The 18,824-nt window shown below is 74.1% G+C and carries 15 protein-coding genes; 6 read left to right on the top strand and 9 right to left on the bottom strand.

The genetic code is table 11. The annotated features are described in order from the left end of the window. Window positions 1–25: 25 nt before the first annotated feature. From AB0J57_RS26645 to AB0J57_RS26635, 3 genes are all read right to left on the bottom strand, one after another. Window positions 26–919 carry a hypothetical protein gene (locus tag AB0J57_RS26645; protein WP_366130801.1) on the bottom strand — a complete coding sequence of 298 codons (894 nt, stop codon included), beginning with the start codon at window positions 917–919 and terminating at the stop codon, window positions 26–28. 469 nt (window positions 920–1,388) lie between these two features. Further along, window positions 1,389–2,915 (bottom strand): hypothetical protein, encoded by a 1,527-nt coding sequence (locus tag AB0J57_RS26640; RefSeq protein ID WP_366130800.1) that lies wholly within the window; start codon window positions 2,913–2,915, stop codon window positions 1,389–1,391. Window positions 2,916–3,008: 93 nt separating this feature from the next. Beyond that, the gene (locus tag AB0J57_RS26635; RefSeq protein WP_366130799.1) at window positions 3,009–3,737 is read right to left on the bottom strand and encodes a GntR family transcriptional regulator; all 729 of its coding nucleotides are present in this window, start codon (window positions 3,735–3,737) and stop codon (window positions 3,009–3,011) included. Window positions 3,738–3,888: 151 nt separating this feature from the next. On the opposite strand from AB0J57_RS26635, the gene AB0J57_RS26630 reads away from it, so the two are divergent. Genes AB0J57_RS26630 through AB0J57_RS26615 form a run of 4 tightly spaced genes read left to right on the top strand, consistent with a single transcriptional unit; the run spans window position 3,889 to window position 7,449 of the window. After that, window positions 3,889–5,178: an MFS transporter gene (locus AB0J57_RS26630; RefSeq protein WP_366130798.1), complete on the top strand. Its 1,290-nt coding sequence runs from the start codon at window positions 3,889–3,891 to the stop codon at window positions 5,176–5,178. 23 nt (window positions 5,179–5,201) lie between these two features. After that, on the top strand, window positions 5,202–5,966 hold the full coding sequence (locus AB0J57_RS26625) for a 5-oxoprolinase subunit PxpA (protein WP_366130797.1): 765 nt from the start codon (window positions 5,202–5,204) through the stop codon (window positions 5,964–5,966). After that, a complete protein-coding gene (pxpB, locus tag AB0J57_RS26620) occupies window positions 5,963–6,589 on the top strand; it encodes a 5-oxoprolinase subunit PxpB (RefSeq protein WP_366130796.1) in 627 nt (208 codons plus the stop codon). Before AB0J57_RS26625 ends, pxpB begins: the two co-directional genes overlap by 4 nt. Next, window positions 6,586–7,449: a biotin-dependent carboxyltransferase family protein gene (locus tag AB0J57_RS26615; RefSeq protein ID WP_366130795.1), complete on the top strand. Its 864-nt coding sequence runs from the start codon at window positions 6,586–6,588 to the stop codon at window positions 7,447–7,449. The genes pxpB and AB0J57_RS26615 overlap by 4 nt, the downstream gene beginning before the upstream one ends. Here AB0J57_RS26615 and AB0J57_RS26610 read toward each other — a convergent pair. From AB0J57_RS26610 to AB0J57_RS26585, 6 genes are all read right to left on the bottom strand, one after another. After that, on the bottom strand, window positions 7,433–11,056 hold the full coding sequence (locus AB0J57_RS26610; protein ID WP_366130794.1) for a hydantoinase B/oxoprolinase family protein: 3,624 nt from the start codon (window positions 11,054–11,056) through the stop codon (window positions 7,433–7,435). The two genes, AB0J57_RS26615 and AB0J57_RS26610, sit on opposite strands and share 17 nt — an antisense overlap. Beyond that, window positions 11,053–11,961, bottom strand: a complete 909-nt coding sequence (locus AB0J57_RS26605) for an SGNH/GDSL hydrolase family protein (RefSeq protein WP_366130836.1) — start codon at window positions 11,959–11,961, stop codon at window positions 11,053–11,055. Before AB0J57_RS26605 ends, AB0J57_RS26610 begins: the two co-directional genes overlap by 4 nt. A 206-nt stretch (window positions 11,962–12,167) precedes the next feature. After that, window positions 12,168–13,319 (bottom strand): glycosyltransferase, encoded by a 1,152-nt coding sequence (locus AB0J57_RS26600; protein ID WP_366130793.1) that lies wholly within the window; start codon window positions 13,317–13,319, stop codon window positions 12,168–12,170. Then, window positions 13,316–14,446: a glycosyltransferase family 1 protein gene (locus AB0J57_RS26595; RefSeq protein ID WP_366130792.1), complete on the bottom strand. Its 1,131-nt coding sequence runs from the start codon at window positions 14,444–14,446 to the stop codon at window positions 13,316–13,318. Before AB0J57_RS26595 ends, AB0J57_RS26600 begins: the two co-directional genes overlap by 4 nt. A 111-nt stretch (window positions 14,447–14,557) precedes the next feature. Continuing rightward, on the bottom strand, window positions 14,558–15,976 hold the full coding sequence (locus AB0J57_RS26590) for a HEAT repeat domain-containing protein (RefSeq protein WP_366130791.1): 1,419 nt from the start codon (window positions 15,974–15,976) through the stop codon (window positions 14,558–14,560). A 246-nt stretch (window positions 15,977–16,222) separates the two neighbouring features. After that, window positions 16,223–16,615 (bottom strand): ankyrin repeat domain-containing protein, encoded by a 393-nt coding sequence (locus AB0J57_RS26585; protein WP_366130790.1) that lies wholly within the window; start codon window positions 16,613–16,615, stop codon window positions 16,223–16,225. Between the two features lie 340 nt (window positions 16,616–16,955). Between AB0J57_RS26585 and AB0J57_RS26580 the strand changes: the two genes are divergently transcribed. Together AB0J57_RS26580 and AB0J57_RS26575 are read left to right on the top strand one after the other, a co-directional pair. After that, the gene (locus AB0J57_RS26580; protein WP_017949565.1) at window positions 16,956–17,150 is read left to right on the top strand and encodes a hypothetical protein; all 195 of its coding nucleotides are present in this window, start codon (window positions 16,956–16,958) and stop codon (window positions 17,148–17,150) included. 92 nt (window positions 17,151–17,242) lie between these two features. Further along, entirely contained in the window at window positions 17,243–18,811 is a 1,569-nt protein-coding gene (locus AB0J57_RS26575) for a hypothetical protein (RefSeq protein WP_366130789.1), read from the top strand. Window positions 18,812–18,824: the final 13 nt, after the last annotated feature.

Genomic DNA, 18,824 nt, shown 5'->3' with positions numbered 1-18,824 from the left:
GGACTTTCAGTCGTGTGCTGTCGTGTTACGCGTGGAAGGGCAGGCCGGCGTCGGCGGCCAGCTCCAGGTCGTCGCCCTCGGGCGGCGGCAGGAGGGTGGCCGAGCCGTCGCTGACCGGGACGATGCCCAGCTCCAGCAGCTCGGCCATGGCGGCGCTGCCCGCCATGTCACGGACCTGGAGCTGGTAGCGGGCGGTGGTCCGGTACGAGCCGCCGCCCTCGTCGCCGGTGCGCTGGAGGAACCCGGAGTCGGTGAGGAAGGCGACGGCCTTGCCGATGATGCCGGTGGTGGAACCGGCGAGCCGGCGGGCGTCCTTGGTGGCGCCGGTCGCGCTGCGGCGCGCGTAGATGCGCCAGGCGGCCTCCAGGCCCGGGGTATCGGTGACTGGATCGGTATTCTCCCCCTGCTCCTCGGCACGTTCCTCGAGCCGCCGACAGGCCTGCCGTACGAAGGCGTCGACGCCGTTGACGGTGATGCGGCCGATGTACCCGTCGTCGGCGAGGTCCTCCGGGCGGGGGAACGCCATGGCGGCGACGGCGAGGTGGGCCAGGCCGTGCAGGAAGCGGTCACCGGAGTCGGTGGAGGCGCGGCGGGCGTAGTCACCCATGCGGACGGCGAAGACCGAGTCCTCACCCGCGGTGACGGCCATCCCCGCGCGCGGGGACACCTCCAGGACGATCAGCCCGAGTCCGGTCGCGACGGCGTCGGCGAGCCGCGCGAAGGCGGGCTCCTCGCGGTACCGGCGGAGCAGGTCGGCGTACTCGGCGTCACGGGCGGGGAGCAGCTTGGGCTGGAGCCCGAAGGAGACCAGCCGGGCGGCGTCGGCCGCGTCAGCGGGCGTGACGGTGCCGGACGCGCCCGGCTGGGGCGCGTCCGGCTCGCTCACCGCGTCGGCGTGCTCGGCGTGGTGGTCGCTCACGGCTGGGGCTCCTTGGTGGATCGGGATCGGGGTGGGAACGTACGGACCGCACCCGGCATCCGGCCGGGGTGGGGCCGTGCAGGGTCGCCCCCGCAGAGGTTGGCGGCGAAGGGTGGGCTCCCTTTACTGGCACCCAAGGCCGCCGGCCTCGAGGAGGCGAGCCCGGAGGGGCCCCGCCCCCACCCACCGGCAGGCACCGCCCCCGGGCGCACCGGAAACAGGCACCGCCCCTGTCCGTTGTGCCCACCCTCCCCCAAGCTCTCGACTTCGCTCGAGCAGGGGGGACCCCCATCGCCCTGCGGAACGACTGCCCACAACGGAAGGGAGGCGCACCCCAGCCGGACGGCTGCCCGCAACGGGAGACGGCGGGCAGCGACCCCCGGCGCCGGAGGCCGACGTACCCACGGGAGGACCGCTGCTCCGGAGGGCGGCGTGTCCCAGGGCCGGCGTGCGCGGATGGGCGCGCGCTTCATGCGGCGTCCGTGCGGTCGGCGGCCATGCCGGCGGCGTCCAGGAGGGCGGTGCCGACGATCAGGTCGGCACCGCCGAACTCCGGGTCGTCGAGTTCGGTGCCGTCGTCGACGGCGAACAGCAGGCGCTCCTCGCCCTGTCGGTAGGCCGTGCCGACCGGGGGACTGGCCGCGTGTATCGCCAGGAGGGCGACCAGGTAGGGCAGTTCGGGATCGCGGCGGCGCGCCTCGGCGAGCAGCCCGGAGAGGCGGCGCGGCGCGTCGTGCTCCAGGTCGAGCAGTTCCATGGCGCTCGCCATCTGCTCCTCGCTGAACCGGCTGTCGTCGGGCGTGGCGATCAGGTCCGGTTCGGGCATCTCGGCGCCCAGGTGCTCCCGCTCAACCGGCGGGGTCAGCAGCAGCTCGACCAGGTCGCCCATCCGCACCGAACCGGGGGCGCGCAGACCGGTGCCGTGGGCGAAGTACGCGTCGGTGACCCTGGTGGCCTGTTCGACCGGCAGCGGCAGGACCGGGGCGACGAGCTGCCCGTACAAGTCGAGTCCCGCGCGGGCGGTGGGCTGGGCGAAGGCCTGCCGGTCCTGTTCGGCCCGGAACAGCGGGCCCGCCTCCAGGAGCCGGGACTGGAGCTGGGTGTGGCGGCGGATGCAGTCCTTGACGATGTCGACGAGCTCGGCGGCACGCCGCTTGTGCTCCTGGTCCTCGGCCTCGTCGCGGGCCTTGCGGATGTTGGTGAGGATGGCGTTCTCGTGGCGGTACCGGTCGGCGACGTGGTCGAGTGCCTCGTCGATCATGTCGGGTACGGCGCTGAGCCAGTCGACGGCGCGGACATTGCGCCGGGTGGCCTCCAGGGTCTTGCGGAGCGTCTCCGCGTACTGCACGGTGCGGTACCGCGCCTGTTCGGCGGCGAGCTGGGCGTCGGCGAGCCGGCCCCGGCTGATCAGCACCTCCAGCTTGACCTCGGCGGCGATCTGGGCGCTGGTGACGTCGGTGTCGAGGGCGCCGACGAGGACGTTGACCGCTTCGTCGGTGGTGCGGAGGTAGACGCTGCCGCCGTAACCGGGGACTTCCTCGATGAGCTTGAAGTCGTAATCGCGGCGCACATAGACGCCGTCGGTGCCGAACGTGCCGTACACGGCGCGGAAGCCGCGGTCGACGCTGCCGACGTTGATCAGGTTCTCCAGCACCCAGCGGGCCACCCGCTCGTGCTCGGCGGCGGGCCGCTGCGGGGCCTGGGCGGCGATCCTGGGCAGCAGCCGGGCGACGATCTGCTCATGGTCGGCGCCGGTGTCGAAGTCCATGTTGAGCGTGACGAGGTCGATCGCGGCGAGGGCGACCTCCGCCATGGCGTACGTCGAGTACTCCCCCGCCAGGTTCGCCTTGCGCGCGTCCAGGTCGTGCAGGGGCGCGGTGCACGCGAGCGCGCGAAGCCGCCGCGCGAGCCCTTCGTCGGCGGCCGGGCCCTGGGCGGGCCGCGGCCCCGCGCTGAGCTGGGGCGGAACGGATTCCGTCGAGGCAGGCGAAGTCACGCTGCACAGATTAGGTCCTCGCACTGACAACGGTCGAAACGGCGCAGATGGCCCCCGCGAGCCCGCGTGCCGGCCGGGACGCGGAGGGTGCCGTCAGCCGGTACCCGCTGACGGATCCGTCTGCACCAAGTGGGCATAAACCTGGACCAACTGCTCACGGGAGTCGTCGAGGTAGTCCACGAGCAGCCGCTCGGCCTTGGTCCGCTCCCCCGCCCTCAGGGCGTCCAGAATCTCCCGGTTTCGGATGAGATATGGCTCATGCAGGGCGCGCGGGTCGTCCACCATGTGGAAGACGAGCCGGAGTTCGGCGAGGACGCCGCGCATCAGTTCGTCCATGCGGTCGCTGCCGGCGAGGGCGACCAGTTCCCGGTGGAAGTGGATGTTGGCGGTGGAGACGCCCTTCCAGTCGCCCTCACGCGCGTCGCGCTCCCCCTCGGTCACCGCCCGGATCAGCCCGTCCAGCGCGAACGGCGGCTCGCCCAGGTCGTGGACGACGGCGCACTCGACGAGCCGCCGCGTGCGGTAGATGTCCACCACGTCGTCGACGGCCAGGACGCGGACGAACACTCCCCGGTTCAGCTCGTGGACGAGCAGTCGCTCGTGCGTCAGCAACCGGAACGCCTCGCGCAGGGTGTTGCGCGACACCCCCAGCGCGCCGCCGATGCTGTCCTCCGAGAGCCGCGTCCCGGGCGGGAAGAAGCCTTCGGCGATGCGGGTGCGCAGGATGTCCGCGACCCGTTCCGCCGTGCTCGTACGCCCCAGCAGCGCCCGGTCGTCCGCCAGTCCGCCGCCCCGCTCGCTCCCGGAGCCCGTCGTCCCCACAACGCCCTCTTCTCGTCCGCCTGGTCACGCCCCGCTCATCGTAGAAGGAAAACGGCGAACGAGAACGAGGGAACGAACCCCTTGTCGGATCGTTCAACAATCCCTACCTTGGGGGCACCGCTCGTTTCCCGCTCTCCTCTGCGAGGTGCAGATGAGCACGACCAAGACCCCCCAGACGTCTCAGGCCTCCCAGGCCGGACTGGCCGACGACAGCGGCGCGTTCGCCTGGCTGCGCGCGCTCGGGCCGCGCGGCCGGCGCGCCTTCGGCGGCGCGTTCGGCGGCTACGCCCTGGACTCCTACGACTTCTTCACGCTGCCGCTGAGCATGGTGGCGATCTCCGCCTACTTCAGCCTCAACAGCGGCCAGACCGGCCTGCTCACCACCGTCACGCTCGTCGTGTCGGCCCTCGGCGGTATCCTCGCGGGCATCCTCGCCGACCGCATCGGCCGCGTGAAGGCGCTGATGATCACGGTCATCACCTACGCACTCTTCACCGTTCTGTGCGGATTCGCCCCCAATTACGAGACGCTGCTGGTCTTCCGTGCCCTTCAGGGCGTTGGGTTCGGCGGCGAGTGGGCGGTCGGCGCGATCCTGGTGGCCGAGTACGCCTCCGCCAAGCACCGCGGCCGTACGCTCGGAGGCATCCAGAGCGCCTGGGCGGCCGGCTGGGCCCTCGCGGTCATCGTCTACACGCTGGTCTTCCATTTCCTCGACCCGGACACGGCCTGGCGCGTGATGTTCTGGACGGGCGCCCTTCCGGCCCTGCTCGTCATCTGGGTGCGCAGGAACGTCGAGGACGCGCCGCACGCCGCCGAGGTACGCCGGTCGAGCAGCGAGCGCGGTTCCTTCACCGCCATCTTCCGGCCCGGACTGCTGCGGACGACGGTGTTCGCGACGCTCCTGTCCACCGGCGTCCAGGGCGGCTACTACACGCTCGCCACCTGGGTGCCCACATTCCTCAAGAACGACCGGGGGCTGACCGTGGTCGGTACGGGCGGCTACCTGACCTTCCTGATATCCGGCGCCTTCATCGGGTACCTGACGGGTGGTTACCTCACCGACCGGCTCGGCCGGAAGCGCAACATCGTCATCTTCGCGTTCCTCTCGGCGGTGTGCATCCTCGCGTACACGAACATCCCCACCGGGGCGAACGGTCTCGTCCTCGTCCTGGGCTTCCCCCTCGGCTTCTGCATGTCGGCCATCTTCAGCGGCTTCGGCTCCTTCCTCGCCGAGCTCTACCCGACGGCCGTACGCGGCACGGGCCAGGGATTCACGTACAACACCGGCCGGGCGGTCGGCGCGTTCTTCCCGACCCTGGTCGGCTTCCTCGCCGACAGTTGGGGCGTGGGCGGGGCACTGGTCTTCGGCGCGGTCGGCTACGGCATCGCCGTACTGGCCCTGCTCGGCCTGCCCGAGACGCGCGGCCGCGAGCTGGCGTAACGGAAACGTAGGGAGACACCACCATGACCTGGGCCTCGATCGACCTCAACGCCGACCTGGGAGAGGGCTTCGGGCGCTGGCGGCTGACGGACGACGAACAGCTCCTGTCGGTCGTCACCAGCGCCAACGTGGCCTGCGGCTTCCACGCCGGGGACGCGGCCACCATGCGGCGGGTGTGCGCCCTGGCCGCCGAGCGCAAGGTGCGGATCGGCGCCCAGGTGTCCTACCGCGATCTGGCGGGCTTCGGACGGCGCTCCATGGACGTGCCGTACGACGAGCTGGCCGCCGAAGTGGCGTACCAGATCGGCGCCCTGGAGGTCTTCGCCAGGGCGGCCGGTGTGCGGGTGTCGTACGTGAAACCGCACGGGGCGCTCTACAACCGGATCGTGCACGACGAGGGCCAGGCGCAGGCGGTGGTCGACGGCGTGATGCTGACCGGTGAACGGCTCCCGCTGCTGGGGCTGCCCGGCTCGCGGCTGCACGAGGTGGCCGAGAAGGCCGGACTCCCGGTCGTGACCGAGGCGTTCGCCGACCGCGCGTACACCGCCGACGGCACGCTCGTACCGCGCCGCGAGGAGGGGGCGGTCATCACCGACCCCGCGGCCGTCGTGGAACGGTCCGTGTCCATGGCCAGGTTCGGTGTGGTCACCTCCCGGTGCGGGCGCTCGGTGGCCGTCCGCGCCCGCTCGCTGTGCCTGCACGGCGACACACCCGGCGCGGTGGACCTGGCCCGCCGCGTCCGGGCCGAACTGGAGGCCTCGGGCGTCCGCGTGGAGGCCTTCGTATGAGGACCCTCCCGGTGGGCGAGCGAGCCCTCCTCGTCGAGCTCGGCACCGGCGAGGAGGCCGAGGCCTTCCACGCCGAGCTGCTGCGCCGCCGGGCGGCCGGTGCGCTCCCCGCCGTGACGGAGATCGTCCCGGCCGCGCGGACGGTGCTGCTGGACGGGGTGGCGGAGCCCGCGCGGCTCGCCGCGCTGGTCGCCGGGTGGGAGATCGCGCCGCTCCACGCGCGCGTGGACCCGGCCGTCGAGATCCCCGTCCGGTACGACGGGCCCGACCTCGCCGATGTCGCGGCCCTGTGGGACGTGACGCCGGACGAGGTGGCGCGCATCCACGCGGCGGCCGAGTTCCGGGTGGCGTTCTGCGGGTTCGCGCCCGGGTTCGGCTACCTGACCGGGCTGCCGGCGGCGTACGAGGTGCCCCGGCGGGCCACTCCGCGCACGGCCGTGCCGGCGGGCTCGGTGGCGATGGCGGGCCCGTACACGGGCGTGTACCCGCGTTCGTCGCCCGGGGGCTGGCAGTTGATCGGGACGACCGACGCCGTGCTGTGGGACCCCGCGCGGGAGCCGGCCGCGCTGCTGTCGCCCGGTACGCGGGTGCGGTTCGTGCCACAGGGCGTGGGGCGCCGATGACGGACCGGGCCTTCGCCGTCGTACGGGCCGGGGCGCTGACGACCGTGCAGGACCGCGGGCGCCGTGGCCACGCGCACCTGGGCGTGCCGCGCTCGGGCGCCCTCGACCCGTACGCGAGCGGTCTCGCCAACCGGCTGGTCGGCAACCCCGTGGACGCCGCCGTACTGGAGACCACGGTCGACGGGTGCGCGGTGCGGCCCCGCTGTGCGGTGACCGTCGCGGTGGGCGGCGCGCCGTGCCCCGTCACGGTGGACGGGCGGCCGGTGGCCTGGGGCGCCCCGGTGCGCGTCCCCGCGGGCGCCGTGCTGGAGGTGGGCGCCGCGGTGCGGGGCCTGCGCTCCTACGTGGCGTTCGCCGGGGGCGTCGCCGCCGACCCGGTGCTGGGCAGCCGCTCCACGGACCTGCTCTCGGGGCTCGGCCCGGCCCCCTTGCGGGACGGAACGGTACTGCCGCTGGGGCCCGAGCCCCACGGGGTGGCCGGGCCCGACGCCGTGCCGTGGCCGGCCCCGCCCGAGGAGCTGGTGCTGCGGGTCCGGCTGGGCCCGCGCGACGACTGGTTCACCGGGCCGGCGCTCCGCACCCTCGCCACGCGCGCGTACCGGGTGTCCCCGGCGAGCAACCGCATAGGGCTGCGCACCGAGGGCCCGCCCCTGGAGCGGGCCGTGACGGGCGAACTGCCCAGCGAGGGCATGGTCCTCGGCGCGGTCCAGGTGCCGCCGGACGGGCGCCCGGTGGTGTTCCTCGCGGACCATCCCACGACCGGCGGCTACCCGGTGGTGGCCGTGGTCCGGGAGAAGGACCTGGCGGCGGCCGCCCAGGCCGTGCCGGGGACGCCCATCCGGTTCATCCCGACGCGCTAGGTCCTGCGGAGTCGGCGGGCTCCCCGTAACCGCCTCCTCCGGGCGTCGCGACGACCAGGACGTCCCCGGGGCCCACGTCCACCACGTCCACTCCGCCCAGCCGGTGGACGGTGCCGTCGGCGCGCTCCACGGTGTTCTCGCCCAGCACCCCCGGGCCGCCGCCCGCCATGCCGTACGGCGGGACCCTCCGGTGCCCGGTCAGGAGGGCCACCGTCATGGGCTCCAGGAACCGGATGCGCCGGACGACGCCGTGACCGCCACGCCAGCGGCCGCGCCCACCGCTGCCCTCCCGTACCGCGAAGGCGTCCACCCGGACCGGGTAGCGCCACTCCAGGACCTCGGGGTCGGTGAGCCGCGAGTTGGTCATGTGGGTCTGTACGGCGTCGGCGCCGTCGAAGCCGTCCCCGGCGCCCGAGCCGCTCGCCACGGTCTCGTAGTACTGCACCCGGTCGTTGCCGAAGGTCACGTTGTTCATCGTCCCGGAGCCCTCCGCCTGGACGCCCAGCGCGGCGTACAGGGCGCCGGTGACGGCCTGTGAGGTCTCGACGTTGCCCGCGACCGTCGCGGCCGGGTAGGAGGGGGCGAGCATCGACCCGTCCGGGACGCGCACGTCCAGCGGTTCCAGGCAGCCGCTGTTGAGCGGGATGTCGTCGTCGACGAGGGTCCGGAACACGTACAGCACGGCCGCCATGACCACGGACGTGGGCGCGTTGACGTTACCGGGCTGCTGCGGGGACGTGCCGGTGAAGTCGAGGACTGCGCTGCGGCCCTCGCGGTCCACGCGGACGGCCACCTGGATGACCGCCCCGCCGTCCGTCTCGTACCGGTAGGAGCCGTCGTGGAGGGTGGCGACGATCCGGCGTACCGATTCCTCGGCGTTGTTCCGGACGTGCCGCATGTAGGCGTGGACGACGTCCAGGCCGAACTGGTCGACCATGCGGCGCAGTTCCTCGATGCCCTTCTCGTTGGCGGCGATCTGGGCGCGCAGGTCGGCGAGGTTGGTGTCGGGGTCGCGGGACGGGTACGGGGCCTCGGTGAGCAGCCGCCTGGTCTCGGCTTCGCGAAGGTGTCCGTCCCGTACGAGCAGCCAGTTGTCGAAGAGGACGCCCTCCTCGTGGATGGTGCGGCTGAAGGCGGGCATGGAGCCGGGGGTGATGCCGCCGATCTCGGCGTGGTGGCCCCGCGAGGCGACGAGGAAGCGGAGGTCGCCGGACGGTCCGAAGACGGGCGTCACGACCGTCACGTCCGGCAGGTGCGTGCCGCCGTGGTAGGGGTCGTTGATGGCGTACACGTCCCCGGGGCGCATGGTTCCCTCGTTGCGCCGCAGCACCTCCTTGATGGACTCGCCCATCGAGCCGAGGTGGACGGGGATGTGGGGCGCGTTGGCGATCAGGTTGCCGTCCGCGTCGAAGAGGGCGCAGGAGAAGTCGAGGCGTTCCTTGATGTTGACGGAGTGGGCGGTGTTCTCCAGGCGTACGCCCATCTGTTCGGCGATGGCCATGAAGAGGTTGTTGAACACCTCCAGGAGGACCGGGTCGACGTCCGTGCCGACGGCGCTCCGGCTCGGCCTGGGGCGGGCCCGGGTCAGGCGCAGGTGCCCGGTGCCGGCCGCGACGGCCTGCCATCCGTCGTCGACGACGGTCGTGGCGTCGGCCTCGGCGATGATGGCGGGCCCCGGGACCGTGTCGGACGGCCGGAGGTCCTCGCGCCGGTACAGCGGGGTGTCCTTCGGCGCACCGTCCACGAACATCGCCACGGTCGCGCGCGGCCGCAACGGGCCCTCCCGGGGCGGTGGTTCGGCACCGGCGGGGCCATGCGGGCCGGCCCTGCCCACCGCCTCGACCGAGACGGCCTCCACCACCAGGGGCTTGTCCATGGTGAAGGCGTACCGCACGCGGTGTGCCGCCGTGAACGCCTCGCTCATCTCCTCGGCGGTCCCGAGCGGTACGGGCAGGCTCGCGTCCGTACCGGCGTATCGGACCAGCACGCGCGCGTGGGTGGTGATGGCGCTGTCGGGCAGCCCGTCGGCGCGCAGTTCGTCGCGGGTGCGGGCGGCGAGCCGGTCGCAGAGGTCCTCCACGCGCGCGTGGACGGTGCCGTTCAGTTCCGCCTCGACGGACTGTTCGCGCATGGCCGTGGCGTCGGCGAGGCCGATGCCGTACGCGGAGAGCACCCCGGCCAGCGGCGGCACCAGGACCGTGTCGACGCCGAGGGCGTCGGCGACCGCGCACGCGTGCTGGCCGCCGGCGCCGCCGAAGCTGGTGAGCGCGTACCGCGTGATGTCGTGGCCGCGCTGCACGGAGATCTTCTTGACGGCGTTCGCCATGTTGAGGACGGCGATCTCCAGGAAACCGGCGGCCACCTCCTCGGGGGTACGGGCCGTGCCAGTGTGCCGCCGCACCTCCTCGGCCAGGGCGGTGAACCGGGTGCGCACCACCTCCGCGTCGAGCGGCTGGTCACCGTCCGGGCCGAACACGGCGGGGAAGTGCGCCGGCTGTACGCGGCCGAGCATCACATTGGCGTCGGTCACCGTCAGCGGCCCGCCGCGCCGGTAGCAGGCGGGCCCCGGGTCGGCGCCGGCCGAGTCGGGGCCGACCCGGTAGCGCCGGCCGTCGAAGTGGAGGACCGACCCACCGCCCGCCGCGACGGTGTGGATGCTCATCATCGGCGCGCGCATCCGCACCCCGGCCACCTGTGTGCCCAGCTCCCGCTCGAACTCGCCCGCGTAGTGGGACACGTCGGTGGACGTGCCGCCCATGTCGAAGCCGATCACCCGCCCGGACCCGGCCTGCTCCGACGTGCGGGCCATGCCGACGACCCCGCCCGCCGGGCCGGACAGGACGGCGTCCTTGCCCCGGAAGTGGGTCGCCTCCCGCAGCCCGCCGTTGGACTGCATGAACATCAGCCGCACCCCGGCGAGTTCGCCCGCGACCTCGTCGACGTACCGCCGCAGGATCGGCGACAGGTACGCGTCGACGACCGTGGTGTCGCCGCGCGGCACCAGCTTGATCAGCGGGCTGACCTCGTGCGAGGAGCTGACCTGCGTGAACCCGGCCGTTCGGGCGGCCTCGGCGACGCGCAGCTCGTGGCCGGGGTGGCGGTAGCCGTGCAGGAGGACGACCGCCGCGCTGCGGAAACCGTCGCCACGGGCGGCTTTCAACCGGTCGACGACGGCGGCCATGTCGAGCGGCCGCACGACGGTGCCGTGGGCGTCGATGCGCTCGGGCACCTCGATCACCCGGTCGTACACCGCTTCGGGGAGCAGGATGCGCCGGTCGAAGATGCGCGGCCGGTTCTGGTAGGCGATGCGCAGCGCGTCGCGGAAGCCCTCGGTGATGAGCAGGACGGTCGGCTCTCCGCGCCGCTCCAGGAGGGCGTTGGTGGCGACGGTGGTGCCCATCTTGACGGACGTGATCCGGTCCGCCGGTACGGGTTGGTCCGGCGCGAGTCCGAGGAGGAGCCGGATTCCGGCCACGGCCGCGTCACGGTACCGGGCGGGGTCGTGCGAGAGCAGCTTGCGGGTGACCAGGCGCCCGTCGGGCCGCCTGGCCACGATGTCGGTGAAGGTGCCGCCACGGTCGATCCAGAACTCCCAGCGCCCTGTCATTCCCCCATTCTGGCAACGGGTCCCGCCACGTCCATGGATACCGACACGGCGGCGAGGGCGGCGGACAGGGCGTGTTCGGCACGCTCGTCGAGCCGCGCGCTGGTACCGCGCGCGGCGTGCCGTACCTCCGCCGCGGCGAGCCGCAGCAACTGGGGCAGCAGGTCATGGCACCGCCGCACCACCCAGCCGGTACCGGCCGTGGCCAGCCACAGCAGCGCGTCCGCCCGGGTCGGCGGCGGCCGGCGGGGCTCGCGGTCCGGCGGGGCGCCGCCGGCCAGGCCGCGTTCGGCGAGCAGGGCGTGGAACCGGGCGGCGATCGTCCGGTGCCCCCGCTCGCCCGGGTGCAGCCGGTCGGCGCTCCACAGGGCGCGGTCCTCGACCCAGGCGGCGTCCGCCATGTGCAGATGGACGGCGCCGTACCGGGCGGACAGGGCGTGCACGACGGCGTTGACCGCGCGCTGGCGGCGGGCGAGCGGCCGCGCGAGCGGCGGGGGCAGGCCCAGCATGGCGCCGGGGTCGGGCAGGCACGCCGTCAGCAGTACGGCGCCCTCGGCGGCCAACTGCCCGCACACCCGGTCCAGGGCGACGGCGATCTCGGCGATGTCGAAGGTGCGGCGCAGCGTGTCGTTGACGCCGACGACGACGGAGACGACGTCCGGGCGGTACGCGAGCGCCTCGGGGAGCTGGGACTCGGCGACGTCCCGGGTCCGGGCGCCGCTGACGGCGAAGTTGCGGAAGTCCACGGCACCCTGGTCCGTCCCGTCGGCCGTGCCCGTCTCGTCCGCCTCCCTTGCAAGCCCGCCCGCGAGCAGCGCGGCCCACCCGCGCCAGCCGCCTTCGACCGGGTCGCCGACCCCCGCGGTCAGGGAGTCCCCGAGCGCGGCGAACCGCCGCACCGGTGCCACCGGCCCGTCCTGGGCGTCCACCGGCCGGGCATGCGCCACGCGCGCGTGGAGCCGTCTCCTGTCGGCGGCCTCCGGGACCGGGGCCCAGGCGGCGCGCGACAAGGCCGCACCGGACGTGCCGGCCACCCCCGCTCCGACCTTCCCCGCGCCCGCCTTCCCCGCGCCGGCCGGCGGGGCCGCCGGGGAGAGCGGGACCGTGGGGGCGGTCATGCCGGGACCTCCGGGCCGGGGGTGCGGACCGGGTGGGCGGGGGCGTCGTGGGCGGCCAGGAACGCCGTCACGGCACGGTCCCAGCCGAAGAGTTCGGCCCGGGCGCGGGCCGCTGCGCGGCGGCTCACCTCGGGGCGGGCCAGGAGACTGGTCGCGGCGTCGGCGAACGCGGCCGGGGTGTCCTGGGCGGCCGCGCCCGCGTCGCCGACGACCTCCGGGAGGGCGGAGGTGGCGCTCGCGACGACCGGGGTGCCGCAGGCGAGCGCCTCCAGGGCGGACAGCCCGAACGTCTCCGCCGGTCCCGGCGCCAGGCACAGGTCCGCCGACGCCTGGAGGGCGGCCACCTCCTCCCGGTCGGGGACGTGTCCGAGGAACCGGACGGGCAGCCCCCGCGCCCGCCGCTCCAGGCCGCCGCGCAGCGGCCCGTCACCGGCGACGACCAGGGCCGCCCGCATTCCGCGCGCGCGCAGTTCGGCGAGCGTGTCCAGGGCCGTGCCGGGCCGCTTCTCGACCGACAGCCGGGAGCAGAGCAGGAGCAGCACGTCGGCGCCGGGCGCGTACCGGGCCCGCAGCGCGGCGCTGCGCCGGCCCGGGTGGCAGCGGCGCAGGTCGACGCCGAGGGGCGCCCGAACGACGTTGCGCGCCCCTATCCGTACGAACTCGCGCTCCGCCCACTCGGTGGTGCACACGATCCGGGTGTAGGCCCACGCGCTGCGGCGGTTGAGCCGGTCGGCCGCCCGCGCGGACAGGCCGGCCGGCATCCCCCACGTACGCAGGACCCCGTCCGCCGTCTCGTGGGAGACCATCACGGCGGGCACCCTGGCGCGCCGGGCCCACTCGCCCGTCCAGCGCAGGGTGGTGCGGTCGGAGACCTCCAGACGGTCGGGCCCGAGCTGCTCCAGCAGCCGCCGCAACTGCCGCCGGTCGGCGAGGACCCGGTAGCCGCCCGTGCCGGGCAGCACGGGTCCGGGCAGGGTGATGACCCGGCCCTGCGGGGTCGTCCGGTCGCTCTCCTCCTCCCCCGGCATCACCAGGACGGGCTCGTGACCGGCGGCCGCGTAGCCGCGGCCCAGTTCGTCGAGCGCGGTGCGCAGTCCGCCGGAGGAGGGGGTGACGAAGTTCGCCAGCCGTACGATGCGCAGGCTCATGCCGCCACCGCCGTCCGCTCGCGCAGCACCTCGCCGTAGTGGTCGATGAGCTGGTCCCCGACGGCGGCCCAGGTCCTGCCCTCGACCGTGTCCCTCCCCGCGCGCCCGTACGCGGCGCGGAGCGCCGGGTCGGCGGCCAGGGCGGCCACGGCGGTACGTATGGCACCCGCGTCGTGCGGGGTGACCAGGAGGCCGGTGCGGCCGTGGTCGACCAGGTCCAGGGGCCCGCCCGCGGCGGGGGCGATCACCGGGACGCCGCTGGCCATGGCTTCCTGGACGGTCTGGCAGAACGTCTCATGGGGACCGGTGTGCGCGAACACGTCCAGGGACGCGAAGATCCGGGCCAGTTCGCCGCCCGTACGGCGCCCCAGGAAGACGGCGCCGGGCAGGGCGGCCCGCAGCGCGCCCCCGCTCGGCCCGTCGCCGACGACGACCACGCGTACGACGGGCAGACCGCACACCCCGGCCAGCAGCTCCACCCGCTTCTCGGGCGCGAGCCGCCCCACGTACCCGACGAGCAGTTCGCCGCCGGGCGCCAGCTCCCGGCGGAGCGCCTCGTCCCGCAGCCCGGGCCGGAACCGGCGGGTGTCGACGCCGCGCGGCCAGAGCCGTACCCGCGCCACGCCGTGCTCCTCCAGGTCCCGGACGGCGGCCGTGGACGGGGCGAGGGTCCGGTCGGCGGCACCGTGCACGGCCCGCAGCCGCCGCCAGGCGGTGCCCTCTCCGGCGCCCATGTAGGTGCGGGCGTAGCCGGCGAGGTCGGTCTGGTAGACCGCGACGGCGGGCAGCCCGAGCCGGGTGGCGGCCGCCATGCCGCGTACGCCGAGCACGAAGGGGCTCGCCAGGTGGACGAGGTCGGCCCGGTGGGCGGCGATCGCGGCGGCCACCCGCCTGCTGGGCAGCGCCACCCGGACCTGGGGGTAGCCGGGCAGGGGCAGGGACGGGACGCGCACGACCGGGCAGGGGCTGTCCTCGTCGGGCGTTCCGGCGGTGGTGGCCGGGACGGCGGGGGCTATGACGAGCGGGTCATGGCCGCGTGCGGCGAGGTGCCGGGCGGTTTGCAGGGCGCAGTGCGCCACACCGTTGATGTCGGGGGGAAAGGATTCGGTGACGATGACGACACGCATACGGGTGTTGTCGTCGCGCCCGGGGTGGCTCCGCCGACTTGGATCTTTCCATGCGGGGAACGTCCCATGAGCGTTTGCCCGCACGCACCCCGGGCGGGGCGCCGCGGGGCGTCAGAGCGCGGGCAGGTCGGGTCCGATCCGGCTCCGTACGGCGGTCTGCACCTCGTCCTCCTCGGCGGGGTCGGCGGCGAGGCGGCGCAGCCGCTCGGCCACGCGTACGTCACCGGTCTCGGCGTGCAGTGCGGCGATCTCCCTGGTGGTCTCCTCGCAGTCCCACAGGCACTCCACGGCGAAGCCGGTCGGGAAGGAGGGGTCCGTGGCGGCGAGGGCGCGGGCCGTGCGCCCGCGGAGCTGGGAGGAGGCGGTTTCGCGGTAGATGTGGCGCAGCACGGGCGCGGCACAGGCGACGCCCAGCCTGCCGGTGCCGTCGACGAGGGCGTAGAGCGACGGCGCGTCGGGGCCGTCGGCCCGTACGGCCTCGCGCAGCGCGCCCAGGACGAGCCCCGCGTCACGGGCGTCGCCCCGGCAGGCGAGCACGCCGGCCGCGGAGGCGCCGAGCGCGTCGGGCCGGTGCACCCAGCCGCGGGCGCGGTCGACGGCCGCGTCGCCGCACATCCGCTCGAAGGCGGCGACGGCGGCTTCGGCGACGGTGCGGGAGTCGCCGGCCGCCGCGGCCTCGATGAGGTCGAGCACGGCGGGGTCGCGCGCTTCGGCGAGGTAGTGCAGGGCGGCGCAGCGGGCGCCGTCCGGGCCGCTGCGGGCGGCCTCGACGATCAGCGGACGGTCGTCGGGTCCGGCGACGGCGGTCAGGCAGCGGGCGGCCGGCACATGGAGCACGGAACCGCGCTCCAGACCCTCCTGGGCCCACTCCAGGACCGCCTGGACGCTCCAGCCGGGGCGGGGCCCGGTGGGGCGCATCTGGCGCTGCCAGCGGTCGAAGGAGCCCTGTTCCTGTGCCGCTCGTACGCGGGCGCCGATGGCTTCCCGCCGGTCCTCGGCCCACAGCCGCCACGGGCGCGGCTCGAAGGCGTCCCGTACGGCGGCGGCCAGCTCGGCGTCGCCCTCCGGGGTGGCGGGGAAGCGGGCGAGGATCGGGGCGGCGAGGCCGCGCAGCCCGGAGTCGTCGTCGCGCAGGGCGAGCTCGTCGAGCGCCCAGGCCCAGTTGGTGCCGGTCGCGGCGTACCGGCGCAGCAGTGTGAAGGCGTCCTCGCGGCCGTACGCGGCGAGGTGGCCGAGGACGGCGAGCGCGAGCCCGGTCCGTGCCTCGTCGGTGTCGAGCTGGTCCTCGGCACCGAACAGGTGGGCCTCGATCTCGTCGAGTCCGCCGTGCAGATCCAGGTAGAGACGTGCGTAGTAGAGGGACCGGTTCTCGACCTGCCAGTCCTGGCGCGGGTCGTCGAGGACACAGTGGTTGAGGGCCGCGAGGGCTTCCGCGCGTGGCGCGGCGAGCGCGTGCAGCGTGCCGTCGCCGCGACCCCTCTGCAACAGGCCGAGCAGGGTACCGCTCGGCGCTATGACTGGATCGAACATGGAAAATGCCTCACATCAAGCTGTCGACGCACCCGGAGGAGACCGGGCCCGGGGTGACCGGGGAACGGTGATTGCCTAGGCCGCGCAGCAACATGTGGAGCCGCCCGTCGTCTTCCGCTTGGTGTTGACCATCTTCCTCTGCCTCTCGTCGGTGGCCCCCTGTGGGCCCGACGTCATGATGACCCAGCCATTTCGCCACCGCGACCACATTTACGGCACCGCTCTCACCTGGGGTTCAGCGTCCGTTCACCGGGAGGCGAACAGCTCCAGGAGGTGTGCCTTCCCAAACATCCGCGCGGTATCCACGGCGGATGGAGTTCCTGCTTCCGGATCGGCGCCGTGGGCCAGCAGGGTGCGGACCACCTCGTCCTCGCCCTTGAAGACGGCCCCGGCGATGGGCGTCTGCCCCCGGTCGTTGGCGCGGTCGGGGTCGGCGCCGCGCTCCAGGAGGGCCGCCACGGCCTCGGCGTGGCCGTGGTAGGCGGCGAGCATCACGAGGGAGTCGCCCTTGTCGTTGGTGAGGTCCGCGGGCACCCCGGCGTCGATGTAGGAGGCGAGCGCCTCGGCGTCGCCCCGCCGTGCCAGATCGAAGATCTTGGACGCCAGCTCGATCACCTCGGGGTCCGGGGTTTCACTCATCGGACGTACCGCCTTTCACCTCATTGACGCGCCATGGAGGCATGGACGCGTGCGGCCGCGACAGCCGCGTTGACCTGCGTGGACCCGGTTGAACCGGTGCGTACGGCGGGGCCGCCGTACGAGTGAACCGACAGGGTACTGCCCGGGTGCGCACATGACCCGGCCCGGCCATGGCAAGGGATGTGCCGCGGCCGGAAGGCGCCTCGCGACACGGCCGCCCCGTCCGCCAGTCAAGTGAAAAGCGCATAAATTCACCCATTTGCATCTTTTATCACATAGATACTTGCTGTGAGGCTGGAAGTACTGAAGGTGACTGTCCCCTCACCCAGGAGATCCCCTCATGATCCTGTCCATCTCAGGCGTGGTACTGCTCGGCATCATCGTCTTCCTCTTCTTCAAGAAGGACGGGCTCAAGGCCTCCCACGCCCTCGTCTGCGCGCTCTTCGGCTTCTACCTCGCGGGCACCGCGATCGCACCCAGCATCACGGCGGGCGGCGCGAGCCTCGCCAGCCTGCTGGGCGGGATCAAGTTCTGACGCCCGCGCCCCTTCCACGACTTCAGGATCAGGAGTACGACGTGGCCCGGCGCCCCCTTCCGCGCATCCCGAACCTTCGGAGCATTCCGAGCATGCGGTCCCTTCCGGGCGGTACCGGCGCCCGGATCGCCCGCGGCCGGGAGATCGCACGAACGGCCGCCGACGGCGCCACCGACGTCCTCCATCCGCTGATCACGATCACCCGCGGCCTGCGGAAACTGGCCGGGGCCGGGCGCGCCAAGTGGGCCGCGACCCCCAAGGAACGGCGCGGTCCCGCGCTGCTCCTGGTCGCGGCCTGCGTGCTGGTCGTCGCCCTCCTCCCGTACGGGCCGCTGCTGGCCCTGGTCTCGGTGATGGGCACGGCGGCGTGGCAGGGGCGCGAGCGGGCGGTCGCGAGGACCGGGCCCGACGAGGCGGAGGCGGAGCGGCTCCGGGCGCTGTACGAGGCGCTGGTGCCGTACTTCTCCGTCCCGGAGGACCCGAACCCGCTGTTCGCCCACGGCGGCGACTGGGCCAAGGCGTTCAGCGAGTTCGAGTTCGACGGCGACGGCAGGCCGACGCGGCTGAGGATCACCTATCCGGCGTACTTCACGGACGGCGAGGCCGCGTCCCGGGCGAGGATCGAGCAACTGCTGCACGCCAAGTCCGGGCGGGGCCGGGAGTACCTCTTCGACTGGGACGAAGAGGGAAACCAGCTCCTCATGCGGGTGCTTCCGGCCCTGCCCACCTCGGTGGCCGCACAGCGCTTCGTCACCGCGCCGGGCGAGACGGTCCTGGGGTTCACGGACCCCGAGGCGGTGCAGCGGACCGTTCCGGTGCGGGACGGGGACGAGACGCGGGACGCGCCGCCGGTGGTGTGGCGCACGGGGCCGCGCTCGACGGAGCCGCACCTGCTGGCCGTCGGGCAGCCCGGCAGCGGCACGACCACACTGCTGCGGTCCATCGCCCTCCAGGCGCTCCAGCACGGTGACGTGCTGATCGTCGAGGGCAGCGGGACCGGCGAGTACGCCTGCCTCACCGGGCGCACCGGGGTCCTGGCCGTCGAGTGCGGACTGGCCGGCGCGCTGGCGAGCCTGGAATGGGCGGCGCACGAGACGGAGCGGCGGCTGATCGCGGCGAACCGGGCCCGGCAGGCCGGGCACCCGGCGCCCGAGGACACCAGGCGGCCGCTGTGGATCCTGCTGGACCGGCCGAGCGTGTTCGGCCACCTCGCGGCGGCGGACGGGCGGACGGACCCGCAGTCGCTGCTCCAGGTCCCGCTGCGGCACGGCCGGGCGGCCCACGTGACGGTGGTCGTGGCCGAGCAGTTCGACAGCGTGGAGGCGCTCAGCGAGGCGGTCTGGGCGCACACCCGCGCCCGTGTCGTCCTCGGGCCGGCCGCGCCGGAGCAGGTGCGGTCCGTCCTGGACGCGGCGCCGCACACCACTCCGACCCCGCACGTCCCGCCCGGGCGCGGTTACGCCCGGCTCGGTACGGGACCGGTGCTCCGGCTCCAGGTGCCGGCGACGCCCGACCCGTACGACGACGCGACGGCGGAGGCGCACCGGCAGGCCGTCCTGGACCTGCTCCCCGACCGCCAGCCCTCCCCTGCCCCGGACCCCGTACCGGCCCCGGGCCCGGTAGCCGTGCCGGAGGGGCCGGAACCGGCGCCGACGGGCTGACGCACCCGCCTCG

Origin of the sequence: Streptomyces sp. NPDC049837 (assembly GCF_040674455.1) — a bacterium.
Lineage (GTDB): Bacteria > Actinomycetota > Actinomycetes > Streptomycetales > Streptomycetaceae > Streptomyces.
The sequence above is the reverse complement of the archived record's forward strand: the minus strand, read 5'-3'. Positions and strand labels throughout refer to the sequence as shown.